The organism is Lyngbya sp. CCAP 1446/10 (assembly GCF_026130175.1).
In the GTDB taxonomy this organism is placed as follows: domain Bacteria; phylum Cyanobacteriota; class Cyanobacteriia; order Cyanobacteriales; family Microcoleaceae; genus Microcoleus.
This window is the reverse complement of sequence record NZ_JAIGNI010000014.1, coordinates 53779-79281: the sequence shown is the minus strand read 5'-3', so window position 1 is coordinate 79281 and position 25503 is coordinate 53779. Positions and strand designations below refer to the sequence as shown.

Below are 25503 nucleotides of genomic sequence, written 5' to 3'. Positions count from 1 at the left end.
GTTTACTGCATCGATTGCTCAGGCGGTAAAGCCCAGGCTGGTTAATAATTAGCGTACTGTAGATTGAGCGAGTGTTGCAACAATTGCTTTAATTGCAGTTTGGTGATCGCGAATCAGTTGCTGTACGTTTTCTAAGAGTTCTGTATTGACAACAACTGGCTCTCCCAATGCCACAACACTATTGCAAGATGAGGCAATCTGATTGAGGTTGTTTCCTGCAATCCTAAGTTGAGCATCAATCTTGCACAAAACTTGATAGGCTTTTAAGTCAAATGCAGCTAGAGGGCGTGGCATGGTTCTCTTCAAAGCTGTACGGCGCATGAAGTCGCTCATGCTCAAATTGACTAGCGAGGCTCTTGCTTTAATTTGATTGTAATCCGAGTCTGTTAGGCGAATGTGAATGTGGTTGGATAGCAGCTCTCTGGGTTGGACGGACGGTAAAGTTTTCATAGCTTTTAATCAGTAAAAACATCTTACCAAGATACAAGTTAACAACTGTAATTATCAACCGCTAATCAGGTGATTTTATACCCTCCAATTGGAGGGGGTTAAGTAGTTGTACAGAATTAATTATATAAAATCTTACCTAAAAGCCTGGTCAAGGTCAAAAGCCTTTGTGTAATCAACTTTGTCCGATTACTTACAACAGATTTCATGTTGAGGAAGTACACCCCTAAGCGATCCATCTCTGTAGCGAAACAGCACTGCCCTGTCCTCTATCTCTATGTACCTCACTGTATTAGAGGGTTTATCAGAGTAGAGCTTGACCGTTACCCAACTCTAACAGAATTTTCTTTATTTGTATGAAATAGTAGGTCTAGGTGCGATCGCTAAGAATAAGTGACGAGCTTGCCTACTAATTAGTCAGTCTGCTGATTTACTTTTGAAGCACCCCTTTCCTTTTAAATTTATCGTAAATCAATAATATTGATAAATCTGTAGTACATTTTATTACACTCTGTCATTAAAGCTTAAAAAAGTATTAAATCCTTTGTTGCGGTTGGGATTCCGCAAAAGGAGGGGCATTATTTTTCGTTCTGCACTTATTAGTCGGGGTTTGTGATCACAAAAGCATTGCTTGCTACCCACGAAGAACTGCAATAACCAGCCCCAACAGGCAAAAGTAGTTCTTGCATACAAAAGCAGTTATTTGACATGAAAAAGCAGGCATTTACAGTGGTTTGCAGTATAAAAACAGGTAGAGCGCATTTGCTGCAATTGCCTGTATTCTGACTGATATTGTACTGCAAATGACTGTTAATATGCAGCAAATGACTGATTTTAGCGGATACAAAAATTAGCTATTTTTTAGCGCTTTTCAACAAAACTGAATTGATTTAATAGTCAAGTTTTTGTAGGTAGGTTGACTATTAAATCAATTTTATGAAGTGTGAGAAAATTGGTAATACAGCAGCCTTTATGCCAGCCTTGACAGTTGGGTAAAATATTGTTGTCAGGCTTTTGCTTGGTAATCGGCTAAACTGTTGTTGTCAGATCGAGCTTGACACTTGGGTAAAATGTTGACAGATAAACCCAGACAGTCGGATAAAATATTGACAGATTAACCCTGACAGTCGGGTAAAGTATTGACATATAAACCCTGACAATTGGCTAAACTGTTGTTGTCTGATTAACCCTCACAGTCGGCTCAAGTGTTGTTATCAAATTAACCATGACAATCGGGTACTCTGTTGACAGAGTAAACATGACAATCGGCTAAACTGTTGTTGTCAAATTAACCCAGGCATTTGGCTCAACTATTGTTGTCAGATTTACCATGACAATCGGCTAAACTGTTGTCATATTAACCCTGACAATCTGCTAAACTGTTGTTTTCAGACAAACCCTGACAGTCGGGTAAAATATTGACAGATTAACTATGGCAATCGGCTAAACTGTTGTTGTCAGACTGCTAAAATGTTGTCAGACAAACCCAGACAATTGGCTAAACTAGACTTATTGCATAAATCTTTGATAGATATCGAAACCGCTCCTTCAAGTCAGATGCAATGCAGATAATTTAAAGATAGTTTGCGACTTTCAACTGCACTTTTGTCTACTGTTGTTGTCTGGCTATCCCTGGCTTTTCTGAGTTTGTGGTGCTCAACAAAACGTAGATGTTTGCGGACACTGCATCACAGGCTTGCAAAATGTTTTGTATGATATCGTCTACACTACAAACTCAGGAGAACCCTATCCTCTTGACAGTCGGGTAACAAATTATCCTTTAATCATTTGCCCCTCGGTTTTTTGAGAAGTGACGGCGATAGCCTGATGCACAGCAATATTGGCTTTTGACAACTGCAAAAATCCCTGTACTTTCGGGCATGGCTAACAAACCAATAGAACAAGACGATACGAAAGCATTAGTCCAAATGAAGAAGAAGCTACCGCTTATTTTCCATAAAAAAGGGATATCACTGCTCAATACGAAGGACAGTTTTAGATATAGTCGAGTCTCCGAAACCATTGCTGGCTATATGTTGGACTATTGTTTCAATGTTTAAGTTCAGCCCTAAGTTTCAGAAAATGCGTAAAAAAGGGCAGGGCTTAGTCCGTAAGGCTTACAGGGCAGTTAAAAAACTGTCCGAAGTATTGCTATCTGAGAAATGCTATTTAAACCGGATTTAGGTAAATTCGAGTGGAAGATATTACTAAAACAGTTCAGGATTGTTCCAATTCACAGAAATTGAATAACTAAACAGTCCTTAAAAAAAGGGCGATTTCTGGCTGTTTGCGAAAGCCATGTAGATTATTTCAATAAAATCCATGAAAAACATTGTTTATCGATATTCACTCTTGTTTACCCTAGGAGTTTTAACCTTTGTGCCACTAACGGGAATACTTTCGCCAGGTAGCAGTAGCAGCCAGCTTTCCCCATCAGTTGGTCAAAAGCAAATTTCACGTAAACCTGCTGCAAGTAAAAAGCGATACAATAATTCGACGTATGGTGTTACCTTTAGCTACCCCAGCAATTGGCAACCTACAAAGGGCTATAAAGAACGCTTCAGTGGGGCGGATGGATTCTTCCAAGTAATGGGGTTGTCGTCACCGCCACGGTCAACGATTCAGAATGTGTGTAAGGATACAATGAATCATAAACTAAAGCCATACGGTACTCGTCCCCAGGTGCAGAGGTTACAAATCCAGGGCCGCCCAGCGTGTTTAATTTTGCCTTCCTCTGACCAAAATCAGACAATGGAAAAAATGGCAACCCTGATTGTCCGCTATCCCACACCGATTCGCGTGAATGGGGCAAACTACAATCACCTTATGTTGTCTGCCGACAAGGAACACATTCGCCAGATTGTTAACGGGCTAAGATTTACAATGCCAAGGCAATAGTATAGCAACCGCCAAGGCTGTTAGGGCATAAAGTGTGAATAGCCGTGTTAATTTTAATTCCGAGGTCTTTTTATGCCAATCGAACTTTCAGATATAACCTTTACCGAGCAGGGTGATTCGATCGGCGTGTCTGGGGAGGAAGAAATACTTAATAATGGCTTCGCTAATACTCTCGCTAGCCAGGACTTAACCCTCGGTAACAGTGAGAACAGTATCAGCAGCACTCTCACAAGGATTAGCGGTTTCTACAACAGTGGCACCATAAATACTGGTGATAGTAACGACTTAATCATTGCTACAGTAGACTACGACGACTTAATCCCTGACACTGACGAGTACAGAATCAGCGGCATCCACAACACGGGCACGCTCAATACGGGTGAGGGTAACGACTTAATCCTTGGCCTGCGTTACACACAAGGAAAATTCAGGTACAGCGATCGTGATAGTAATGGCATTTTCAACGAAGGAGGCACCATTGATACGGGTGACGGTGACGACACAATCACGGGAATTGCTCAGGGTTTTTTGAGCATAGGGATCGAGCATAACTCTACTAACCCTAACTTGCAAAGCCCCAGCACCATAAATACTGGCAACGGTAACGACACGATCGCGGGTACTGGCGAATACACTGGCATACGTTTTGGCTCCATCAGCGGCTCCATCATCGATACTGGGAAAGGGGATGACATAATCACTGGCACTGGTGGCTATTACGGCATCTTTCTCTACTCCTCTTTTCTCACCACCGGTGAGGGTAACGACGCAATCACGGGCATTTCAACTCAGGGCGAGGCCATTTTTAATTCCTCCACCATCAATACCGGGGATGGCAACGATACAATCACTGGCACTAGCACCTACAGCATCGCCATCTCCAATACCGGCACCATCAATACCGGGGATGGCAACGATACAATCATTGGCATTAGGACTGATAATCGCCTTGGCCCGACTATCGCCAACAGCGGTACCATTAATACTGGTAAGGGCGTGGACTCCATCATTACTGATAGCGGCTTTTCTAACTTGGGCAACATATTTTTAGGAAAAGGTACAGACTATATCAGGGGTTTTGGTTATGGTACTTTGTATGGCGGGAAGGACGAAGACTCGCTGGAATTAACGTCAGGCAGCTATACGATTGAAATATCGGGGACAACGGTGAGTTTTACGAGTAGTAGTGGCACTGTAAAAACTTCCGAGTTTGAAAAACTAATAGCTGGTAGCACAACCTATGATTTCAGCAGTCTAGCCAACGGTCAAACAATTAGTGTCGCTTAGCAGTCTATTTGAGAAGTATGGGGCAGTTAGCTATAAGAAAAGTTTTGCTATCCTAAAAGACCCTTTATCGTATTGAGAATAATCGAGCCAACATTTCTTGTTCCTCACATGAGTGACACTCAAAGATGCGACTGGTCATGCGCCCATAGGATTGCTCAGAATGGGTTCAGGTACAAAAAAAATAACGAGGTTCAGAGTATGTGGGTATGGAAAAGTATTCTTAAATCAGGCGATGGGTTGGCAACAGCGCGACAAGATGTGCGGGAATTGCAAGTGCGGTTGATTGATTTATCCAAACAATCAAAGCGCCCCCACTGGCATCCCGGCAACCCAGATGGTAAATTCGGCATTAAAACTGAAACCGCCGTAAAAGCTTTTCAAAAAGACCAAAATCTTATAGCTGATGGTCAAGTTGGTTCCCTTACTGTAGAAGCGCTCTACAAAGATTATGCCCAACTGCGAGATTTCTTAGGCGCTAGGCAGTGGCAAAAAGCGGATGAAGAAACAGCCAAACTCATGCTCAAAAACGTTGGGCCAGGAGAATTTGCTGATTCCTTCGAGCCAGGGGAAATCGAGCAAATTCCCTGTTCCGACCTCCATGCCTTAGACAAACTATGGTTGGCATCTTCTGGCGGTCACTTCGGCTTCAGCGTTCAAAAGCGTATTTGGAAAAGTACCATTGCTACTAATCCAAACGTAGACGATGCGGGTCAACGTTTTGGGGAAGTTACCGGACAATTCGTGGATGGTGAATTGATAGAGTACAAGCGCGTTACCTTCAACCTGAGTGCTCTTGCGGGTCACTTACCTACTCTGTGGTGGCGGCGTAGCATGGTACTGGCTGGCTTTGGTCGTCCCGTCGCATCTTTGGTATCCCGCATGGATAGTTGCAAGCTACCTTGACGCTCCTCAATCAAACTTCAATCAAACTGATTGTACTTTTGAGCGATCGCCTCTCAACACCAAAACTTACCCAGCGCCATCACCGCAGGCAGTTTCAGGAGTTTCAGGATTTGCAGAGCGATCGCCTCCAAGCCCGCTGTAGCAACGCCACACTCCGCTATGCCACTCTCGTACACCTTGGCTTATTGTCCAATAGTACAGGCTCAAACTGATAAAAAGGCGCGTTATGCTTGAGTAACTGTGAGGAAATTAGGGTGCGATTCTACTCTTACCTTCGTTAATCCCCCGTCTATAAGCAGCAGTTGCAGGAACTCCAGCTTTTCTCGGAGTCAAACAAGTAGAGATTGCGGTAGTGGGCTGTTATTTTACCTCCATTAATCATTGCTGATAAATTTGCTATAAGTGAGTAAAAACTAAATAAACTTAAAGTTATGAAGAAAAACTTGTTTATATCCGTTATTATTTCATCTCTTTTTATCGTTGCCCTTCCTGCTAATGCGGTTGAAACTAGGTGCGGATGGTTGCAGAATCCTACACCGGCTAATTGGTATTTGACCGACAAAGATGGCACTTGGACTATTGGAGCGCAAGGTGGATATCAAGCCAAAGGGATAGAAAACATTCCCGATGCTGGCGACAAAGAAGTTGTGCTAACTAACGGTAATCACGGATATAATTGTGCTTGTTTGAATGTTACGGTTAATAGCAATTTAATGAGAATTATGGAAATCCGAGGCGGTGAAGCATTGCCACTGTCAACTTGTCGGGAAGATCCAAATGTACCCCCAATGCGTTAGTTTCAGTAAATCGGTAGCAACGCCGATCGCTTGGTAGAATCTGGACAACTTTAGAAACCAACTCCTAACTCCCACGCCATGACCGACAGCACCATCACCACCCAACTCTCTTCTGCTGCTCAGGGTTTGCTCTTCCTCAGTGAAACCGACGCGCCTTTTGAGATAGTTCATTGGTCGGCACAAGGAGAACTCACCCCGGCGAAGTTGCTGCAACTCACCGAACATCCACCCGACGCTCCAATACAAGTGGTGAGCGTTGAGGAGTTCTTTGCGATCGCCACCGCAGAAGAAGACTGGCACGACAAAGAGGAACGGGAAACAGTGCAGCGCTTTGAGAACTTGGTGAGCACCCTCAAGCATAACTTATCGCAGTTGCAGGTTTATCGAGTGGGCGATCGCAGCATCGATGCCTACATTGTTGGGGTGACGGACGGTGGTGAGTGGGCTGGGCTATCAACTCAGGTAGTGGAAACATAACAGCTTTTCAGTCTCAAGGTAGAGAAAAAAGCTGGAGCAAATAGTGAAACTTAAGGAGCTTTAATCAACCCAGAGGAATCTATGGCTCAATCTTATACAGTCAAAGAAGGCGACACCCTCTACGGTATTGCCGCACAATTCTACGGCGACGGCAACGAGTGGGAAAAGATTTATCAAGCCAACCTAGAAGTTATTGGATACAACCCGGATCTCATTGAACCCGGACAGCAATTAACAATTCCTGATTAGTTAATAGCTTTTACTACTGGCTGTCTACCTTGCTCTCAATGATTTGCTGAACCTGTGGCTGTACATTTGACAAGAAATTCAGCCCTGTTTCCCGTTCCACCTGACGCACGGAAACTCTAAAACTTTTCCATCCCCTACCCTTGACGCTGGCATCGTTGGGCATAGAAACAGCGATCGCTAAGAGTGTTTACCGTCACTGTAATCTTTTCCGGCGTTGCCGATACTTCCCTGACTCCCCACGGGCCCGGCAACGATGTAGAGCTCTTTGCCCTACTGCACCAGCGATCGACAATACTCTTCTAAGGATCGAAAATTTAATAACTTCAGCACATCCTACAGTCCTCTCTCCAGAAGCCGCGAGGTAAAGAGAGGCAGAGCCTCTGGATCTGCATTACCAGGCAGAGCCTGGTAACGAGTAATCGTTTAAGTTATTAAATTTTCATTCCTAAGTCTCTCCACACGCCCCGATTCAACTCTGGCGACTGTGGCATCATGTTCGTCACCTTTGAATGTAGCGCTGTTGTCCGCTTCGTTGTGAGCGCGTTGTCGGGGCGGAAATCGTTTTTGCGATCGGCTGTAATGATCCACGAACGATTCAACTGCCACGAAACCCAGTTAGCGGTGTGAGTTTTGCTATATAATTGTGCTTCAGCCAAGATTGTAGCCCAAGTTTTACGGCTGTGTCTTATGCAGCAGCCCGTGTAGAAACTTCTTCAAGAATAGAAAATAATTGATCTAACTGAGTCGAAGTAAATAATCCGTCTGGGCCCTGTGGTGTAATATCGGTAAATGGGGATTCATAGAGGATTGCTCCATCCATTGCGCCATATTCGGTTAGGTGATTCACAATCATATTCACAAATTCAATCTGATTTGAGTTAAGATTTTTACCAGATATAAACTTACCTAGTTCCTGCTTCGCTACTTCCCGATCAAGTCCTACTAAAGAACGGACGAATAAACCTAACCCATGCGCCTCTTCTTTTGCACGGTCTATATCCTCCTCTACGCCTAATTTGTTTTCTAGCAATATCTTCTCTAACTCAGATAGATCGGATGGAGTGAGTTGTTTGTTAGTTCGTAGCTTAAAAATGACCACATGATCTTGATGCGATCGCAAAAAAGCACGGGCTTTAGCTCGGAACTTCTCAAAGTTATCTAATGCTGTAAAACCAGGCAGCTCTACTATTATCTCATCCCCCATTACATCCTCAAAGTCGGTGTAAATAGGTTGTCGTTTTTGTTTCTCAATTAGCTTGATTAACCCCCGTAGGCGTTTGCGTAACACCTCCAGCATGGGTAATGTCACATCTTGCCACCACTCATCGGTTTGTACATTCTGAATCAGAGATAACTGTGTTTGTACGAAGGGAATCGCAGATTTCTCCTCTAACAACCCTGCAAGTGACTTTACCTGTGCTTGTAAACGCTTAAACGTAGACTCAGAGCGCAGGATTGCTAATTGTAACTTCAGCATCAGCACATCAAATCTTTTTATTTCTTCTGTTTCTGTTGCCAATTGGGAGGGTAAACCAGCTATTTCTTGACTAAGTTCCAGAAAATCATCGTTCGATAATGATGCCCATGCTGCGGAATTAGCATATTTCTCTACGAATCGGTGTTTTGGTCGCACTATGAAGTTTTCGGTATTCATGGCCGCAACTTCGGTATTTAGTAAATTGGCTAGTTCTTGGCGTAATTCTGCATCGGTAGTGGGTTCTTTTGAAGCAGCTTGATAGTCTTGAATTTTGCTCAATTGTGCTGGATTAGTTGGTTGATTTCCCGATTGTCTTTTATCTAGCTCTCCGATTAATTCTAATCGAGCGGTAAACAATTGCTGACCCAATGATTTAGTTATTGGTGCATTAACAGTTTCTGAGTTGTGTTGAAAAAACTCTAAATTTTGGCAATAATCAAACAGGTAAAAAAATTGTTTATCTTGCCCTAATCCAAAGAGATCGGGGCATAGCCTCGTACCTCGTCCTATCATTTGCCAGAACTTAGTTTTGGAGCGAACAATTTTGAACAGCACCAGATTAACTACTTCTGGTACGTCAATCCCAGTGTCGAGCATATCCACTGAGATTGCGATATGAGGTTCTTTATCTTTTTGGGAAAAGTTATCAATCAGGCTTTGAGCATAGGTGGTTTTGAAGGTAATGACGCGGGCAAATTCACCTTTAAAGTGTGGATAATTGGCATTGAATCGCTCTGCAATAAATTCTGCATGATCTTGATTTTTAGCGAAAATAATGGTTTTGCCAAGCCGATCGCCCCCAGCAACCTTTAAGCCCCTAGTCATCAGATGTTTTAGCACCTTGTCTACGGTATCCTGATTGAATAGCCACTTATTGACGGCTTCGGCTTCTACGCGCTCAGGGGCTTTACCTTCCTCACCCCATTCAAACGCATCCCATTTTTCTTTTTCCGATTCAGAAAGTTCGCCATAATTAATGCCTTCTCGCTGAAATTTAAGCGGCACTGATACGGCTTTCAGGGGGACTAGATAACCATCCTTGACGGCATCTTCTAGCGGGTAAGCATCGGTAGGTACGCCGTTTTCTAAGTCAAAGAGTCCGTAAGTGTTGCGGTCAATTTCATCCTTTGGTGTAGCGGTTAGCCCTAGTAAGATAGAATCAAAGTAGTTGAAAATGGTGCGGTATTTCTGGAAAACCGAGCGGTGAGCTTCATCAATAATTATTAGATCAAAATGCCCAACGCCAAAACGACGCTGACCGTCACGGGTATCATTAATTAATCCCATCATTGTGGGATAGGTGCAAGCAAATACTCGTCCTTCGGTATCTTTTTCGGTGACTAAGTTGACTGGGGCGGCATCGGGGAGATGTTTCTTAAATACATTGATTGTCTGATTTACCAAGGCTACACGATCGGCTAAAAATAGAACACGTTTAACCCAGTTACAACGCATCAACATATCCACTAAGGCGATCGCAGTTCTGGTTTTGCCTGCACCCGTTGCCATAACTATCAGGGCTTTGCGCTCTTTATCAGTCTCCAAGGCTTCGGTAATGTGACGGATGCCACGAGTTTGATAATAGCGTTCGGCAATGGTAGGGTTAATTGTGCCTGCTGCTAAAGATTTACGGATAGTTCGGCGCTGTATAAGTAATTGTAATTCAGTTTTTTTATAAAATCCTTGCACCTGTCGCGGTGGGTAATTAGTATCATCCCACAGCCAATGCTCGTAACCGTTAGAGTAGAAAATAACTGGACGCTGATTAAATTGGTTTTCTAGGCAATCGGCATATAGCTTAGCCTGTTGTTGCCCGGTGCGGGGGCCGTTTCGGGTACGCTTGGCTTCTACGACTGCCAGAGGTTTACCGTCATCGCCCCAGAGGACGTAATCAACAAAACCTTGATTTGATGAATTGGGCATCCCTGTAACCGGAAACTCCCGATCGCGTTTTTGATCTAAATTCCATCCTGCTTCTTTTAACAAAAGGTCGATAAAAATATCGCGGGTTTTTGCTTCAGAATAATCATGGGTATCGGGTTGGGTGACACTGGCTTTCTTGACTGCGGCTAATTCTGCCCGTAGTTGTTTTAGTTCTTCATCAAGGGCATTTTTGTCTGCTAGAAGTGTTGACAGCTTTTCATCGCGCTGGCCTAGTTGAGTTTCTAGTTTTTGCAGTTGTTCAATGGTTTGCTTAGGAACTGGTGCAGTTTTGGGCAATGCGTCAGAGTTGAAGGTAAGCCCCGCATTGGGTTTGCTACTGCGTCCATAGGTATATGCTAACCAGTATGCAACATGAAAAAACTCCTGTACAGCATTTATAGCATCATTCACTAAGATAGGTCTGGCGCTGTGTACTGCCTGATTTCCTAGTTTGATAATAACTCTTGTTTTGTTAAAGATTGCTTCACCTACTAAGGTTTTAAAAGTAGGTTCGTGAATCAAGCTACTTAGGTTATCTTGATAAGGCAGTTCTAGGGAATTATCGTATTTATATAACCAATTTACGGTTAATTCTAAGGCTCGACGGGCATAAAAGCAGGCTGTGCGAGGGTCTGGATGGACTGCATCAATAGCTTTGTTGGCGGATTCATAAATTGTAAGGAATTCGGATTGGAGGAAGGTAAACTGGCTCATATATTTATGTGGGTATTTGGTGATAGTTCTTTAAATCGCACTTTTGTGACTAGATAAAAATTTCACAATTCTCCTCTAAATGCTCGATGTTGCAGGGATGCAAAGAGGGCGTCGAGTTCTGACAGTGAGGCGCGGTGAGCGGTTTTGAGTTTTTCTACAGCTTCGACGCGGCGGGCAAATTCTTGTTGGAGATTGAGAGAGGGAACTATCAACTCCATTTGGCGAATTCTACTTAAGTTTAAATATTTTTGATTCGTACCAGCTTCAAAGCTTTTCATATATTGCTTATAGCTTGACTGAATCATTTGATAGACAATGAAATCTGCAATTAGAGGGGAGTTTATAGGGAGGCGAATACGAACAGTTCCTGAAGCTGATAATACAGAATCGCCTAAAAGATTTGGCATAACGCATACGTCGCCAATAGTTCCTTTAGTCGAAAGTAAAATATCACCAGTGCAAACATGACTTCGATATATTTCAGCAAATTTTTTTATTGTTATATAAACAAATTTTGAACCATCAAAAAAAGCATCATTAATGTTAAAGTTTCTGATAACTCTAACTCCAGCTTCTACGTAGGATTCAGGTTTTAGCGTTGATCCAAAAGGCCCGTCAACAATTAATCCTTTTTCAAGAGCTATTTCACCAAAATTTAGTATTTTCCAACCCTTCGGATTTCTAACAGGATCGCCGAACATCTCTAAGAAGATGGATTGGGTGAGGGTGTCGAGTTGTGCGATCGCCTCCCGACGTTTGGCCCTAAGTCCTTCCGCGCGATCGAGTATTTCTGCAATCCGTTTTTGTTCTTCTAAGGGGGGAAGTAAGACATGGCTGCGTTTAAGATACTTGAAATGCCGATCATATCCGCCATCAGGTAGGTTTAGCTGTCGCAGATAGTAAAAAAGATACTTAACATCTGCTTCAACTTTTGGTCGAAGCACTTTTACTCCATCTGCTCCCATACAAAATGGGAAGTCTACAAATTTAAAGCAGCGAGTGTGGTCTCCAAAAACAATAACGGGTAATGACGCTTTACAAAGACATGATTTGTTGTCAACGTAGCCGGAAACCAAATTTTTCCCTTGATCTACAACAGCAAAGTGTCCTGAGATAAGAAACTCTCTTTGCGGAGTTTTTATATTGCCCCCTGATTCGTCTAAAATCACATCAACAAAAGGAAGTTTTACCCATCCAGCTTTCATCCCAACATCTCCTCCGATTCTTTTATCATTGATTTGCTCCCTTCGATTTCGCTCAGGGAGCGTTTTTGTAATGAGTTTCATTTTGACACTCAGCTAACTGATGTAATAAACAACCCTTCCCTAGTCGTTCCCTGAGCGAGAAAGCCGTTCCCTGAGCGAGAAAGCCGTCCCATAAGCGAAGTCGAAGGGAACATCACCCTTGTAAAACCTCAGTTACAGTTAACTTAATATCAGCAAACAAAGGAGAACAAATCACCTGTTCACCCGTAAAAACCTGCTCATCATAAAAACCTTCCACCCATTCCAAAACAGTCACCTTTTTAGCAATTGGATCAACAATCCAATACTCAGCAATTCCCCGCGCTGCATACTCAGAACGCTTATAACGATAATCCCGATTTTCCTGACTCGGACTTACTACCTCAACCACCAACAACGGCGGCGGCATATCCATTAAAATTAGAGAACGTGTAGCCCCTTCCATCACCTTAGCCAACTCCTCAGAAAACATCACCAAATCAGGAACACGCACCCCCACCTGTCGGCTATTCACAGCCATTTCTGTTTTCATACTCAATCGGTAATAGGGAATACCTAATTGCAAAAAATAGGCAACTAAAAACATCGCTATGCGCCGATTTATCTCACTTTCTAAAGGCATAGTAATTAATTCTCCATTCTCCAATTCATATAAATTTTCCGTTCCATCGTCAAACTGAAGAAATTCTTCAAAAGTCATTTTTTTCGCAATTGCAACACTCATTGCTGTTTCTCCTATAAAAAGTGTGTTAGTTCCCCAACTTAAAAAAATCGGGGCTCTTTGTCTTTCTTGATCTTTGTACTATTTTAACAAAGACTCTAAATTCTCCATCCCCTGCTGAATTTCTACCTCTAACTTAGCCAAATTAGCCAGAATTTCCTGGGGTGGTAAATGCTCAATTTCCTCATGTACTACTTCCTTATAACGATTTAAACTTAAATCATAACCCTGAGCAGCAATATCAACCTTTGACACACAAAAACTCTGATCAGTGGGCGATCGCTCTCGTTCGGTAGTATTTCGCGATCGCCAACGACTCAACGCATCCGGTAGATTATTCTTAATATGTTCCTCTGCTGTTAACTCAGAAGTAGGCACTGCACCTAATTTATCATCAGAAAGCAAAGGCGTTCTTTTATCGTCCAAACTCCACCCATCAGCATTTAGATTGTAGAACCAAACAAAATCAGTTCCACCGGAGTTAGTTTTAGTAAATAACAAAATAGCAGTAGAAACACCCGCATAGGGCTTAAACACGCCACCAGGCAGAGATATCACAGCATCAAGCTTCTGCTCCTCCACCAACAAACGGCGCAATTCCTTATGAGCCTTAGAAGAGCCAAAAAGCACCCCATCCGGCACAATTACCGCCGCCCGTCCCCCTGGTTTCAGCAATCTTAAAAACAGAGCCAAGAATAACAACTCAGTTTTCTTAGTTTTGACAATCGCCTGCAAATCCTTAGCCGTGTTTTCATAGTCCAACGACCCAGCAAAAGGCGGATTAGCCAGGACAAGGGTATAAGATTCTTCATCACCAGAATGTTCCTGTGCTAGCGAATCTTTGTAACGCACATCGGGGTTTTCTACACCATGCAAAAGCATATTCATACTGCCAATTCGCAGCATGGTATTATCAAAATCGAACCCGTGAAACATCTGATGATGAAAATGTTGTTTCATCTTGGTATCGCTCAAAATTTCCGGGTAGTGCGATCGCAGATATTCATTAGCAGCCACCAAAAAGCCGCAAGTCCCACTAGCAGGATCACAAATTACATCGCCGGGGCTGGGTGCAGTCAGTTCCACCATCAACTGAATAACGTGGCGCGGTGTGCGAAACTGTCCGTTTTGTCCAGCCGAGGCAATTTTGCCCAACATATACTCATAAAGGTCGCCTTTGGTGTCCCTATCTTCCATCGGTACACCATCCAGCAAATCCACCACTTTAGAAAGCAAAGCCGGTGTGGGAATTGTGAAACGGGCATCTTTCATGTGGTGCGCGTAGGTCGAATCATCCCCCCCCAAAGTCCGCAGGAAAGGGAAAACATGATCGTTGACGACCTCAAACATCTCCTTCGGTGCAAAATTCTTGAACCTCGACCAACGCAAATCATCATAGGAGCGTTTTTTGATATCTTCCCCTTCTGGGAAAATCCGGCGTTCCATTGGGCGCTTGAGCCGATTTGCCTTGTTTTCTTCCAGTGTATGCAGGTCATCGAGGCGACGCAGAAACAGCAAATAAGTAATCTGTTCGATGACTTCGAGGGGATTGGAGATACCACCAGACCAGAAGGCGTCCCAGATTTTATCTATTTGACTTTTAATTTCCCCTGATATCATATCGCGCTTCTTTGTCCCATAGATAATTGTGAAAATTCCGGTAATTATCAGTTTACCTTGGATGGGGTTGTGCTGGAGATATGCAGCCCAAATCTATCTGCTGCTTGTAGTTGAATTCAATTTTGTGCGATCGAAGGCTTCTGAAGTCTATGCAATTAATATTTGCAGGGGACAATTCAGACTAAAACTGACCTCGGAATTGGCGATCGCCAGCCAGCACTTACCTCCTCAACACTCAACCGCATTAGACAAACTCTCAAACCACTATACGCTTGGTACGGACATGGGCGATCGTTTAACTTCAGCGATCGCCCATCCAAGTGCTGGGGAATTAGTAGGTTTAAAATTTCAAGAGTCAAATTTTTCGGCTGTAACGTAGATGCTGTAATGGTTTTACTCCTATTTTTCAGCAGCAATAAACCCCAGATTCCCTAGTAGGGATTGAAACTGTATTGTAAGCTTTCCTTATGAGCCGCGGGGACTGGACGCAAAAAGGTTGATATTATGCGACTGTTTAAAGAGGGGCTGTCTGATGTTGTGGGGTAATGGGAGATGATTTGCGAAGGGAATTATGCGAGTTTCAGCTAGTTTCGCAAGAGGTATAATGTATAATCTGACCCTCCGTTATGCCCTGATCGTCTGGTTTATAGCCGTTCACCCCTTAATTTTGGGTTGTATTTTGAGCGATCGGGGCTGATTGAATGGTGTTACCCTCCAAAGTGTTAGGGGCGATCGGGGCTTCAAGCCTCTATTTGTAATGACGAGTTAGTTGATTTTTAAGGAGATGAATATGACTCAAGTTATTTTGAAAAAGCTCAATCCCATAGTTATAGAAAGTTTATATTAATTTGTGTCGATCGCCCATGAGGTAACAAAAAATGATTGCTGTAAAAGACAAGTTTCCTAAGTTAACACCTGAAGAATATTTTATTTGGGAAGAACAACAACTGCTTCGCCATGAGTATCTTAATGGTGAAGTTTACGCCATGAGTGGGGGGACTCAAAATCATGGACGAATTGCTAGTAATATTATTTTCATTGTTAAAGGTCATTTACGGGGCGGTGGGTGTCAGGTTGGCAATTCCGATTGTCGGGTAAATGTTTTTGAAACGAAAAATTATATTTATCCTGATGTGAGCGTTACTTGCGATGATCGCGATCGTACTGCAATCCAAGCGATTCAATTTCCCTGTTTAATTGTTGAGGTTTTATCTCCAAGTACGGCCAGTTATGACCGAGGGGATAAATTTAGATTGTATCGTCGCAATCCTAGTTTGCAAGATTATGTTTTGGTTGATGCTGAGAAAATAGCCATCGATTTATACCGTAAAAACGATCGCGGTAATTGGGAGATTTTTAATTATCAGTCTGGGGATAATATCTATCTACAAAGTATTGATTTAAGCTTTCCCATTGAGTCGGTTTATGAGGATATTGTTTTTGAGGAATTAATATAAATCGCTAGTATTTCTAATTAGTTTTGGAATGAGTAAGCGATCGCGCAAACTTTATTTAAGCATTGGTTTATAGATTTCGAGTTGGGAGCATCCCACTTGGGCAATCAGTATAAATACTCAGACAATTGTCTGTCTAAGTTGATGGGATAATAGAAAGCAGATAAATTACCATAATCCAAGGAAAGCATGATCCCAGAAGAACAGCAGAAAATCAAAATAAATATCCAAGAAATAGCCGAGATCCTTTATAAGAATCCCCCAGTAGACAATCTAGAAAACTTTGAATCTGTCGAACTGAGCGAAGCGAGAACATTTAATCCCACCTTCCGCACTTCGGAATGTAATATGTAATTATTACACTCATTTGGTGGTTTTGCAAACACCAAAATAGAAAAAACTAAGTATTTGTACGCAAACAAAACGTCAAATAACTCAGAATTATCGTATTCCTTGGTATACTACAAATTGAAGTGCGGAATGTGGATCACAACACTTGAGCAATTACGAGAGCGCTTGAAACAAGTTATTGAAAAAATCACTCCTAAGCAAATTAGTTCGTTGTCATCTTACAAGTTTATTCTTGAAGCCCTATTATATGCAGCTTCATATTAAATTGGTATGAGGGGGTTGCCGTCGGTGGCACTCGTTCTATTGTTTAAGAACCGGAGATTGTCTCTCGTACTGTTACAACTTATTAATTATCGCACAAGGGCGATCGCTTTTTCCAAAACATTCAGGTATGCTGAGCAAACCAACAGTCATTAAAAACTGACAATAAAATTGTGTTAAGGTGTAAAGGTGTGAGGGCATGATTCCAGAATTTGATGAGAACGGCAATCTGCCACCGGGAGTGTATTGGTGTGAATGGGAGGAGTTTAAAGAGAGATTTGGTACTAATTCTACGAGGCAGCGAATGATAGATGGTTTGGAATTGGCACTCGCTCAATTAAAAGCAGCCGGCTGTAGAACTATTTATATTAACGGTAGTTTTGTTAGCAGTAAGCCCAAACCAGGTGATTTTGATGCGTGTTGGGAACCGGAAGATGTGGATTACGATTATCTGCGAAAAAATGCTCCGAAATTGCTAAATAATTTAGACCGCAGCGCGCAGAAATCTAAATATAAAGGTGAAATTTTTCGTTCGGATCAACCTGTAGGAGATAGCGGATTAACTTCTTTAGAATTCTTTCTGCGCGACAGAGAATTAAATCCCAAAGGGATTATAGCGATAGATTTAATAAGGTGGGAACCATGATTAAAAACGCAAAAGAGTACGAATCCAGCCAAGAGTGTGCCCGCAGATTTGAAGATTCTCTTAAGGTGTTAGAGCAAGATGAAGAACTGAAGAAAAAAGATCCAGATGGTTGGCAACTTTCTCGCGATGTCAAACAATCTCATTTAACGGCTTTACAAGCAGAAATTGCTGAATACGAAACACTAATTAACTGCTCGCGAAGTCAGCCGATTTTAATTAAAGTTGACAGCATAAATAAGCTGCCAGATGCTTTAATTAAAGCTCGAATAGCTGCCAAAATCAGCCAGCAAGAACTGGCTCAAATACTAGGAATTGAAGAACAACGGGTTAGGCAGTATGAAGATACAGATTATCAATGTGCTAGTTTTGTAGAAATCCTCGAAGTTAGTACGGTTTTAGGCGTAGAATTTGAAATTGCCGCGATTAGAGTGGATTTTGAGGAAATAGAAGCTGTTAAACAGAGTGCCAGGAAGTGGCGAAAGGAAAAAATCAACCTGACAGCTAAAGCATCATAAATGTTAGGCTGGAGTGGCTATTCCTGATATTAAGCTTCTCAAACAGCCTCACACAATATAAACTTATAAAAGGAAATACGGGAAGCGGAAAACTCAGAGACTTCAGTTCGCTCGATGTAAGCGAGGCGAGCGACTTCAGTCCCATTCAATCTTTCTTGTGAATCTATTCCTAAAACTACGGGAAATTTCAGCAATTGTGCTATACTGTAATAGTCAAGGTTAAACTCCTTTGCCCGAAGTGAAACAGAGACTAAGACACACTTTTAGGCATAAACTGAGGGACAAAGAGCGACGAAAACTCTATAAACAGTCGGGGACTAAATAAAACAGTCCTAAATCCAGTAAACAAAATAATTTCCTTTTTGTTAAGTAGGGTAGGGCATACCCAAACTCTAGGCTAATATCCTAGTACGCTTTTGGAGATAGACTCTCTGGGGTGGCTGCGAATCAGGCTCGTTAATTGGTAGGTTTCTACGGTTAAGAGGTCGGAGTATTGCCGAAAGGACGTAACGCTTAAAGGTCATTCGCTGAATTAAGAATCGAGCGTGGTTTTAACCCTGAGAGTGTCAATTCCTCTAGTTTTTTACGCGACAGTCGGCAACTGTTCAACATTTCCCCCCAAAAACCGCTGATTGACAATTTGTCTGTAAGCTGCTAAAAGCTTGTACAAATGTTGCAGTTTCTCCCCGGCATTGCTGAATCAAGGTATCCATACCTTGATTCAGCAATGCCATTTGCCATTCTAACTTAGCTTAAAAGCCGGAGTCAAAAGCTCGCCAACCGCCGAGATGAGAAATATCGATCGCACCTGCGACAGCATAAGATTCGCACAAAAAGCCCTGCACCGTGGAGCCATCCTCCAACACCAGCGTACCAATTCCCAGCGGCGACGGAATTTGAGCCACAAATCGGCCGAAAGCGGAGATCGACAACTCCCAAACTTCCACCTCGATCGCGCTACCGCCCTCTGACTGACGCACCAATCCCGGCTTGCCCAGAGCAGTACCCGTCAAAGCGTACAGCTTGTAAATCGGGCTGGTACGGCAGGCGCGAACCAAAATGCCTCCGAGTTCGATAAGTTGATAATTGAGCGGCTCACCGCTCAAATGAGCGCCAACCACGGCTATTTTGACTCGTTCTTCTGACAAAGATTTTGGTGCGATCGCGAATTCCGGGACTGTTGGCAGCGCCTGACTGGTTGCGCCCAAAGTTCCCCCCAAGCTAGCGTGGAAAGCAGATCCCAGGCGGCAGAGCGATAAATCGTGCCACGCCGGAGCCATCAGTGTCAATCCTGCGGGCAATCCGTTGCTTTGAAACCCGCTGGGAACTGCGATCGCGCACAAATCGAGTAAATTGGCAAAGTTCGTGTAGCGTCCGAGATTGGTGTTGAGGGCGATCGGCTCGGCTGCAACTTCTGCGACAGTATAAATCGTACCTGTCGTGGGAACCGCCAACACATCCATTGACTGCCACTGAATTTCTGCCTGTTGGCGGAGTTCGGCCAACCGATACGACGCGCGGTAAGCCGCGACGGCATCGTAGCGCTTGCCGCCGCTGATAATTTCGTAGACGATCGGATCGATCGCCTCTGGGTGCGCGTCGAGAAAATCGCCGATCGCCGCCAACCTTTCTGCTACCCAAGGGCCGCCGTAGAGCAGTTCGGCAGCATCCGCAAACGGTTTGAAATCAATATGTGCGATCGTGCAGCCCAATGATTGTAAGCGCCCGATCGCCTCTCGGTAGCGCTGTTCAGCTTCTGCATTCCCGAAAAATTCGAGTTCGCCGTCTCCGGGAACTCCCACCCGCAAGCGGGATAAATCCGGCAAAACTTTGGTTTCAGGGTGGCGAGAAAACGCATCCTCAGCGTCAAAACCGCTGGCTACTTGCAGCACGGAGGCCGCATCCGCACAGGTGAGAGCGAACACAGAAACGCAATCGAGCGATCGCACCGCCGGCAGCAGCCCGCGAGTGCTTATAGAGCCGCAACTTGGCTTCAGCCCGACAATGTTGGTAAAAGCAGCGGGAACCCGCCCCGAGCCTGCGGTATCGGTACCCAGAGCAAAACTCACCAATCCGGCCGAGACTGCTGCGGCGGAACCGGAACTCGATCCGCCGGGGATGTAGCGCCGATCGAACGGATTGCGGCAAACTCCATAAGGCGTGCGGGTTCCCACTAATCCTGTGGCAAACTGATCCATGTTTGTTTTGCCGATCGCGATCGCACCTGCCGCGCACAGGCGCTCTACGACTGCGGACGATCGCGCTGGGGTGCGAGCAAACTGCGGACATCCCGCCGTAGTGGGAACGCCCGCCCAATCGAGGTTATCTTTGATCGCAAACGGTATTCCGTAGAGTGGCAATTGTTGCGGGTCGAGGTTTTGCAAGGCTTTGGCGCGTTCGAGGGTTTCCGCCAGCGGTGCTAAATAAATCCATACGGCCGGATCTGCATAGCGTTCGATCCGATCGTAAACTTGAGCGATCGCATCTGCGGGCGTGATCGAGCCTGTGCGGTAGCGATCAAGCAGCGAATGAATGTCGAGATTGTTACTGTAGTTAACTTTTTCCATAATGCACCGTCTGTCGATTTTAGATTTTAGATTTTAGATTTTAGATTGAAGAGTTGACTTCACAGGCTGTGTTTGGCGATCGTTATTACTCACGCCCAGAGTACCATTCTCTCTTAACAGGCTTTCCGGCCTGTTCCACAAAGAGTGTATTTCTTTCTTCTTGTGGGGAGTAGGGGTTGGGCATCCTACCCGCCCATAAAAGGCTTATTGAGAATGGTGGAACATCTCAGTTATTACAAATAGGACGTTACTTTACCGCATTGGCGATCGCCTCCGCATCCAGTCTAGGGCGATCGAAGTATTTCTCGATAAATATTCAATCCTTGTCTTGCGAGTTTGGTCAGTGTGTGCAGGTCAACTTCGCGATGCACAATCGCCCGGTTTAATCTTCCAAAAATCTTAATTTGATAAATCCCAGAAAAAACGTTTTTTGTAACATTTTACACATTTTACTATCAAGTTAGCTGTTACCGTTTGAAACGTAGCAATCTAGTAAGATTGCAAGCTACAGTATGCTTACCTTTAAAAAAGCTAAGTGCATTGTTGTTACCGACAGTCTCGCATAACTCCTTGGGTTGCAAACAGGACTTATACAGACAAAAATCGAAAAAAAATAACAGCTTCTAGGGTTCCGATTTGAACGAGTTTCTAACTCAGCTTAGACAGTTCAAGTGCTGGTCCGAGAGAAGCAGACTGGTTGTCCCAATATTTTAATTTTTGGGAAACACTAGCCAGTTACACGGCGGGATAAAAGCCCGGGAGAAACGCGATCGATCTTGCAGGATCGGTTCGTTAGCTCTCGGGCTTTATCCTTGTATATCGGGGTTTTGCGGGAGCTAAGGAAACCAACGAAGGTGCAAAAGCTCGATCGACATATTCACCTCTAACCAGCAACCAGAATATGCTATGAATATCCGATATTGCTCCCCAAAAATAACGCGATCGCCCTTATCCTACTGCGCCATATTTTTCATCACCTTGTTTTTCGCTGTTGGCTGCGTCAACCCAGCAATTTATATCAAAACCACGACAGAAACAGAAGCAGCTTCTTCAGTAAGTGCTGACGCAGTTCGCCTCGGATTCAGCGCGTGGCCAGGCTGGTTTCCGTGGCAAATTGCCAAAGAACAAAAGATATTTGAAGCCAACAATGTTGCAGTAGACTTAAAATGGTTTGACGGCTACTTAGAATCGATCAGTACCCTCACAGCAGGACAGATAGATGCTAACAGCCAAACCCTCGGCGATACAGTAAACTCTATATCAGGTGGTGCCGATCAAGTAATTGTTTTAGTCAACGACAACTCGACGGGAAATGACAAAGTTATTGTCGCAGAAGGCATCAATTCCGTTGCCGACTTAAAAGGTAAAAAAGTTGCAGCAGAGGAAGGTACAGTCGATCACTTCCTCTTGCTTTTGGGGCTAAGAAAAGCAGGTTTATCAGTGCGCGACATTCAATTTGTACCGCTGGAAACCGGGAAAGCTGCGGCGGCTTTTGTGGGAGGTCAAGTCGATGCAGTGGCAGTATTTGCACCGTTCACCACGCAGGCATTAAAACGATCGAACAGCAAGGAATTGTTTAGTTCAAAAGATTTTCCTGGGGCAATTTCCGACCATTTGGTATTTACGCGAAAGTTTATCGACGAACACCCCGATCGAGTGCAAGCCCTGGTTAATTCATGGTTTGCAACCTTAGAATATATGAAAGCCAATAAAGAGAAATCTTACGAAATTCTCGCCAACCGCGCCGGAGTTAGCGTTGCGGAATACAAGGAATATGAAAACGGCACTCAAATATTTACCGTCGAGGAAAACTTGAAAGCCTTTCAACCGGGAAATGACATGACATCATTGCAGTTTGCGGCGGCGGAAATGACTAAATTTTTGGTAGATGTAGGTTTAGCAAAAACCCAACCAGATATTAGCAAGTTATTTGACGATCGCTTTATCAAAGCTTACGCCGAAGGTAAAAGCTAAAAGGCACAAAGTAAGCAAATCGCAAATAAATCAAAATTTCACAAATATTATTTCTGGGATTGCATAAATCACTCAAATTACTCGATTAACCGTTCTGCAACTAAATTATGCCACCAAATCCCGAACCCGGATCTATCCAATCCCACCTCAAGCAAAAAAGCCTAAATCCCACGGTTTTTTGGCGGATTGCGGAAGAGATACCAAAACCCCTCAATATTGGATTAACTGTCACATCGATCGCACTGCCGCTGCTGCTGTGGTGGCTAGTAACAACCTTCGCCAACGTAGACCCCAAATTTTTACCTTCACCCGGCAAAGTTTTAGAGGCATTTGGTCGGCTGTGGAACACTCGTGAACTTTTGAAAGACACAGTAGCGAGTTTGTGGCGGGTGGGAGTGGGCTTTCTGTTAGCCTTGGTTTTTTCCATACCAATTGGCGTGCTGATGGGCAGTTTTTCCAGTATTCGCGCCTTGCTGGAACCCATGTTCGGCTTGATGCGATATATGCCCGCACCAGCATTCATTCCCCTATTAATTCTCTACTTGGGAATCGGCGAAGAACCCAAAATAATGCTGATATTTATCGGCGTCTTTTTCTTCAATTCGCTGATGGTGATGGATACAGTCAAGTTTGTTCCCAAAGACTTGATCGAAGCTACTTATATGTTGGGCGGGAATCGCTGGGAAATCCTTACTCAAGTTATTTTTCCCCACGTTTTGCCGGGAATTCTTGATGCAAGCCGCATCAACCTAGCTGCGGCTTGGCAATTGGTAATTGTCTCGGAATTGATTGCGGCAACCGAAGGCTTAGGCCGCCGAATCAGTGTCGCAGGTCGATTTCTCCGAACCGATGAAATTTTTGTGGGGCTGATTGTTATTGGGGCGATCGGACTGACTTTTGACTTGCTTTTTCAATATCTGCTGCGGGTTTCTTGTAAATGGTCAAGCCAGAAACAGTAACCAGATGTTGAAGGAAGAAGGAAGAAGGAAGAAGGAAGAAGGAAGAAAGCAGTGGTCTAAAATAAAATTGAAACCCACGCTAGATATCGTTGCTAGTCCTAAAATTTACATATTTTGGGAATGAAAAAATCAATTTTTTACTTACAATACAGAGGATAAACTCATGTTTCTGCAAATCAACAATCTGCACAAAAACTTTGAAACGAAAAACGGTAAATTAGTGGTACTCAAGGACATCAATATGAGCATCAAGCAAGGCGAATTTATCTGCGCGGTAGGCGCATCCGGTTCTGGCAAATCTACTCTGTTGAGGCAGATTGCGGGATTGGACAAGCCGACAACAGGGGAAGTTAAAATTGATGGCAAGGAAGTTGTTTCGCCTGGGCCGGATCGAGGTATGGTATTTCAGCATTACACTCTTTATCCTTGGATGAACGTGCAGGAAAATGCCGAATTTGGCCTCAAACTTCAAGGCTTGTCCAAGCAAAAGCGGCGCGAACAAGCGAGTTATTATTTGAGTGTGGTAGGATTGACGGAGTTTGCGAAGTCGTTGCCGAAGGAATTGTCGGGCGGGATGAAACAGCGGGTGGCGATCGCCCGCGCCCTCGCTTCTGAACCTAAAGTGTTATTAATGGATGAACCTTTCGGCGCATTGGATATCCACACTAAAGAATCGATGCACGAATTCATGCTCGATTTGTGGCGCCGCACTCAGATTACAATCTTTATGATTACCCACGATGTCGAAGAAGCGGTGTTTCTTTCCAATCGGATTTATGCTTTGGGCGCTCGTCCCGGTACAGTGAGAAAGGAAATGTCGATTAATTTACCCGATCGCACTCCCAGCATTAAACGGCACGCCAAATTCCACGATTACCGCGACGAACTCATGGATTTGATGCGGAAACACGGACAGGAAGCAGTTGCAATGGCTGCTTAAATAGACATAGGTTTGCCGTTGCACGGCGTTTGCACCCGCGCAACGCCGTGCAACAGCAAACTTAAGTAAGGGAAAATAAATATTACTTTGGGAGAGGGCGGGTTTGATAGCGACAAGATACTATTGTTTTGTTTCGCTAAACTATCTCAATATATCAGGAGGAATTTATAGTGCAACTATCGATCGACAAAAACTCACAAATCGATTCAAGCCTCGTATTAATCGAAGAAACCGTACCGGGCGGCGCGTACTGGTCGGGAATCATCAAGCGGGGAAACACCCTGCGAATCACCGATCTAGAAGGCTCTCGCGGCGTTTCCCTGCTGTGCTACAATGCCGACAATGCGATCGAACGCTTCAACGCAGCAGACACCGCCAAAATTCAATTCAACGCCTTTCTCAAACAAGGCACAGTAATCTACACAGACATGGGACGCATCCTATTTTCCATCACCCAAGACACATCAGGCTGTCACGACTTGCTAGCCGGATGCAGCAACGCCATTAGCAATAGTAAAAAATACGGCCCTGGAGACTGGAAAAACTCCCGCGACAACTTCCTCAAAGCCCTAACTCGGTGGGGTTTAGGCAAAAAAGACATCATGCCAAACCTCAACTTATTTACTCGAATTGCCATCAAACCCGACGGCACGATGGAGTTTCGCGAAGGCAGCGAAAAACCAGGTAGTTTTATCGATTTACGAGCCGAAATGAACGTATTAACAATTATCTCAAACTGCCCCCATATCCTGCATTCAAACCCCATTTACGATCCAAAACCCATCCAAATTCAGATTTGGAAATCCCCCGCACCCGCAGCAGACGACTTGTGCCGCACCGCCAACCCGGAAGCTGTGCGCGGCTTCACCAACACCGATGCTTTGTTCCTGCAATAGACTGCACTGCATTTAATCGCCTCCAATTCCCGCAATCATCTGCGTTTATCAGTGTTGCATCTGCCTAACATCTGCGGTTAAAAGAGCAATCTAAAACTGATGCAAGACACCTAATCAACCAGATTTTCAAACTATATCTAATCCGCACTAATCAGCGGTAAAAAATGCTGTAAATCAATCAAA

Annotated in this window: 24 protein-coding genes and 1 riboswitch; of the genes, 16 read left to right on the top strand and 8 right to left on the bottom strand. The window is 43.9% G+C overall.

Annotated elements, in window-relative coordinates; translation table 11 throughout:
- Window positions 1-48: 48 nt before the first annotated feature.
- On the bottom strand, window positions 49-450 hold the full coding sequence (locus tag K4039_RS08895) for a mobilization protein (protein WP_265234798.1): 402 nt from the start codon (window positions 448-450) through the stop codon (window positions 49-51).
- Between the two features lie 2319 nt (window positions 451-2769).
- Between K4039_RS08895 and K4039_RS08890 the strand changes: the two genes are divergently transcribed.
- From K4039_RS08890 to K4039_RS08860, 7 genes are all read left to right on the top strand, one after another.
- Window positions 2770-3345, top strand: a complete 576-nt coding sequence (locus K4039_RS08890) for a hypothetical protein (RefSeq protein WP_265234797.1) — start codon at window positions 2770-2772, stop codon at window positions 3343-3345.
- A 72-nt stretch (window positions 3346-3417) separates the two neighbouring features.
- Entirely contained in the window at window positions 3418-4632 is a 1215-nt protein-coding gene (locus K4039_RS08885) for a hypothetical protein (protein ID WP_265234796.1), read from the top strand.
- 198 nt (window positions 4633-4830) lie between these two features.
- Window positions 4831-5535 carry a GUN4 domain-containing protein gene (locus tag K4039_RS08880; RefSeq protein WP_265234795.1) on the top strand — a complete coding sequence of 235 codons (705 nt, stop codon included), beginning with the start codon at window positions 4831-4833 and terminating at the stop codon, window positions 5533-5535.
- The gene (locus tag K4039_RS08875; protein WP_265234794.1) at window positions 5532-5747 is read left to right on the top strand and encodes a hypothetical protein; all 216 of its coding nucleotides are present in this window, start codon (window positions 5532-5534) and stop codon (window positions 5745-5747) included. The genes K4039_RS08880 and K4039_RS08875 overlap by 4 nt, the downstream gene beginning before the upstream one ends.
- 219 nt (window positions 5748-5966) lie before the next feature.
- A complete protein-coding gene (locus tag K4039_RS08870) occupies window positions 5967-6332 on the top strand; it encodes a DUF4087 domain-containing protein (RefSeq protein ID WP_265234793.1) in 366 nt (121 codons plus the stop codon).
- 78 nt (window positions 6333-6410) lie between these two features.
- Window positions 6411-6809 carry a nuclease A inhibitor family protein gene (locus tag K4039_RS08865; protein ID WP_265234792.1) on the top strand — a complete coding sequence of 133 codons (399 nt, stop codon included), beginning with the start codon at window positions 6411-6413 and terminating at the stop codon, window positions 6807-6809.
- Window positions 6810-6890: 81 nt separating this feature from the next.
- Window positions 6891-7058, top strand: coding sequence for a LysM peptidoglycan-binding domain-containing protein (locus K4039_RS08860; RefSeq protein ID WP_265234791.1), 168 nt, complete (start codon window positions 6891-6893; stop codon window positions 7056-7058).
- 13 nt (window positions 7059-7071) lie between these two features.
- Here the strand turns inward: K4039_RS08860 and K4039_RS08855 are convergent, their stop codons facing one another.
- The 6 genes from K4039_RS08855 to K4039_RS08830 form a co-directional block, all read right to left on the bottom strand.
- Window positions 7072-7233, bottom strand: coding sequence for a DNA/RNA non-specific endonuclease (locus K4039_RS08855; protein ID WP_265234815.1), 162 nt, complete (start codon window positions 7231-7233; stop codon window positions 7072-7074).
- A gap of 256 nt (window positions 7234-7489) precedes the next feature.
- Window positions 7490-7714, bottom strand: a complete 225-nt coding sequence (locus K4039_RS08850; RefSeq protein ID WP_265234790.1) for a hypothetical protein — start codon at window positions 7712-7714, stop codon at window positions 7490-7492.
- A gap of 29 nt (window positions 7715-7743) precedes the next feature.
- Complete coding sequence (locus K4039_RS08845; RefSeq protein ID WP_265234789.1) at window positions 7744-11172, bottom strand: DEAD/DEAH box helicase family protein; 3429 nt, start codon at window positions 11170-11172, stop codon at window positions 7744-7746.
- A 62-nt stretch (window positions 11173-11234) separates the two neighbouring features.
- Window positions 11235-12458, bottom strand: a complete 1224-nt coding sequence (locus K4039_RS08840; protein ID WP_265234788.1) for a restriction endonuclease subunit S — start codon at window positions 12456-12458, stop codon at window positions 11235-11237.
- 112 nt (window positions 12459-12570) lie between these two features.
- The gene (locus tag K4039_RS08835; RefSeq protein WP_265234787.1) at window positions 12571-13140 is read right to left on the bottom strand and encodes a Uma2 family endonuclease; all 570 of its coding nucleotides are present in this window, start codon (window positions 13138-13140) and stop codon (window positions 12571-12573) included.
- Between the two features lie 78 nt (window positions 13141-13218).
- On the bottom strand, window positions 13219-14757 hold the full coding sequence (locus tag K4039_RS08830; RefSeq protein ID WP_265234786.1) for a class I SAM-dependent DNA methyltransferase: 1539 nt from the start codon (window positions 14755-14757) through the stop codon (window positions 13219-13221).
- Window positions 14758-14785: 28 nt separating this feature from the next.
- Between K4039_RS08830 and K4039_RS08825 the strand changes: the two genes are divergently transcribed.
- The 5 genes from K4039_RS08825 to K4039_RS08805 all read left to right on the top strand — a co-directional run bounded on the left by K4039_RS08825 (window position 14786) and on the right by K4039_RS08805 (window position 17984).
- Window positions 14786-15136, top strand: coding sequence for a hypothetical protein (locus K4039_RS08825; protein ID WP_265234785.1), 351 nt, complete (start codon window positions 14786-14788; stop codon window positions 15134-15136).
- Between the two features lie 499 nt (window positions 15137-15635).
- A complete protein-coding gene (locus K4039_RS08820) occupies window positions 15636-16214 on the top strand; it encodes a Uma2 family endonuclease (RefSeq protein WP_265234784.1) in 579 nt (192 codons plus the stop codon).
- A gap of 186 nt (window positions 16215-16400) precedes the next feature.
- Complete coding sequence (locus tag K4039_RS08815; protein ID WP_265234783.1) at window positions 16401-16565, top strand: hypothetical protein; 165 nt, start codon at window positions 16401-16403, stop codon at window positions 16563-16565.
- A 457-nt stretch (window positions 16566-17022) separates the two neighbouring features.
- Window positions 17023-17469: a DUF6932 family protein gene (locus K4039_RS08810; protein ID WP_265234782.1), complete on the top strand. Its 447-nt coding sequence runs from the start codon at window positions 17023-17025 to the stop codon at window positions 17467-17469.
- Window positions 17466-17984, top strand: coding sequence for a helix-turn-helix transcriptional regulator (locus K4039_RS08805; protein WP_265234781.1), 519 nt, complete (start codon window positions 17466-17468; stop codon window positions 17982-17984). The genes K4039_RS08810 and K4039_RS08805 overlap by 4 nt, the downstream gene beginning before the upstream one ends.
- A gap of 752 nt (window positions 17985-18736) precedes the next feature.
- Here the strand turns inward: K4039_RS08805 and atzF are convergent.
- Complete coding sequence (gene atzF / locus K4039_RS08800; RefSeq protein ID WP_265234780.1) at window positions 18737-20551, bottom strand: allophanate hydrolase; 1815 nt, start codon at window positions 20549-20551, stop codon at window positions 18737-18739.
- Between the two features lie 612 nt (window positions 20552-21163).
- Window positions 21164-21315, top strand: a riboswitch (guanidine-I (ykkC/yxkD leader).
- A 142-nt stretch (window positions 21316-21457) separates the two neighbouring features.
- Here atzF and K4039_RS08795 point away from each other — a divergent pair.
- The 4 genes from K4039_RS08795 (at window position 21458) to K4039_RS08780 (ending at window position 25320) form a co-directional block, all read left to right on the top strand.
- Entirely contained in the window at window positions 21458-22525 is a 1068-nt protein-coding gene (locus K4039_RS08795; RefSeq protein ID WP_265234779.1) for an ABC transporter substrate-binding protein, read from the top strand.
- Between the two features lie 107 nt (window positions 22526-22632).
- Window positions 22633-23484, top strand: a complete 852-nt coding sequence (locus K4039_RS08790) for an ABC transporter permease (RefSeq protein ID WP_265234778.1) — start codon at window positions 22633-22635, stop codon at window positions 23482-23484.
- Between the two features lie 163 nt (window positions 23485-23647).
- A complete protein-coding gene (locus K4039_RS08785; protein ID WP_265234777.1) occupies window positions 23648-24424 on the top strand; it encodes an ABC transporter ATP-binding protein in 777 nt (258 codons plus the stop codon).
- Window positions 24425-24594: 170 nt separating this feature from the next.
- The gene (locus K4039_RS08780; RefSeq protein WP_265234776.1) at window positions 24595-25320 is read left to right on the top strand and encodes an urea amidolyase associated protein UAAP1; all 726 of its coding nucleotides are present in this window, start codon (window positions 24595-24597) and stop codon (window positions 25318-25320) included.
- The last annotated feature ends 183 nt before the right edge of the window (window positions 25321-25503 follow it).

What these genes read in the sequence shown, in the direction of transcription:
- K4039_RS08795 (WP_265234779.1), top strand. Translation starts at nt 21,458, where the DNA reads ATGAATATCCGATATTGCTCCCCAAAAATAACGCGATCGCCCTTATCC.
- K4039_RS08860 (WP_265234791.1), top strand. Translation starts at nt 6,891, where the DNA reads ATGGCTCAATCTTATACAGTCAAAGAAGGCGACACCCTCTACGGTATT.
- K4039_RS08895 (WP_265234798.1), bottom strand. Translation starts at nt 450, where the DNA reads ATGAAAACTTTACCGTCCGTCCAACCCAGAGAGCTGCTATCCAACCAC.
- K4039_RS08885 (WP_265234796.1), top strand. Translation starts at nt 3,418, where the DNA reads ATGCCAATCGAACTTTCAGATATAACCTTTACCGAGCAGGGTGATTCG.
- K4039_RS08790 (WP_265234778.1), top strand. Translation starts at nt 22,633, where the DNA reads ATGCCACCAAATCCCGAACCCGGATCTATCCAATCCCACCTCAAGCAA.
- K4039_RS08805 (WP_265234781.1), top strand. Translation starts at nt 17,466, where the DNA reads ATGATTAAAAACGCAAAAGAGTACGAATCCAGCCAAGAGTGTGCCCGC.
- K4039_RS08810 (WP_265234782.1), top strand. Translation starts at nt 17,023, where the DNA reads ATGATTCCAGAATTTGATGAGAACGGCAATCTGCCACCGGGAGTGTAT.
- K4039_RS08835 (WP_265234787.1), bottom strand. Translation starts at nt 13,140, where the DNA reads ATGAGTGTTGCAATTGCGAAAAAAATGACTTTTGAAGAATTTCTTCAG.
- K4039_RS08840 (WP_265234788.1), bottom strand. Translation starts at nt 12,458, where the DNA reads ATGAAACTCATTACAAAAACGCTCCCTGAGCGAAATCGAAGGGAGCAA.
- K4039_RS08845 (WP_265234789.1), bottom strand. Translation starts at nt 11,172, where the DNA reads ATGAGCCAGTTTACCTTCCTCCAATCCGAATTCCTTACAATTTATGAA.
- atzF (WP_265234780.1), bottom strand. Translation starts at nt 20,551, where the DNA reads ATGGAAAAAGTTAACTACAGTAACAATCTCGACATTCATTCGCTGCTT.
- K4039_RS08880 (WP_265234795.1), top strand. Translation starts at nt 4,831, where the DNA reads ATGTGGGTATGGAAAAGTATTCTTAAATCAGGCGATGGGTTGGCAACA.
- K4039_RS08830 (WP_265234786.1), bottom strand. Translation starts at nt 14,757, where the DNA reads ATGATATCAGGGGAAATTAAAAGTCAAATAGATAAAATCTGGGACGCC.
- K4039_RS08890 (WP_265234797.1), top strand. Translation starts at nt 2,770, where the DNA reads ATGAAAAACATTGTTTATCGATATTCACTCTTGTTTACCCTAGGAGTT.
- K4039_RS08865 (WP_265234792.1), top strand. Translation starts at nt 6,411, where the DNA reads ATGACCGACAGCACCATCACCACCCAACTCTCTTCTGCTGCTCAGGGT.
- K4039_RS08820 (WP_265234784.1), top strand. Translation starts at nt 15,636, where the DNA reads ATGATTGCTGTAAAAGACAAGTTTCCTAAGTTAACACCTGAAGAATAT.
- K4039_RS08870 (WP_265234793.1), top strand. Translation starts at nt 5,967, where the DNA reads ATGAAGAAAAACTTGTTTATATCCGTTATTATTTCATCTCTTTTTATC.
- K4039_RS08815 (WP_265234783.1), top strand. Translation starts at nt 16,401, where the DNA reads ATGATCCCAGAAGAACAGCAGAAAATCAAAATAAATATCCAAGAAATA.
- K4039_RS08785 (WP_265234777.1), top strand. Translation starts at nt 23,648, where the DNA reads ATGTTTCTGCAAATCAACAATCTGCACAAAAACTTTGAAACGAAAAAC.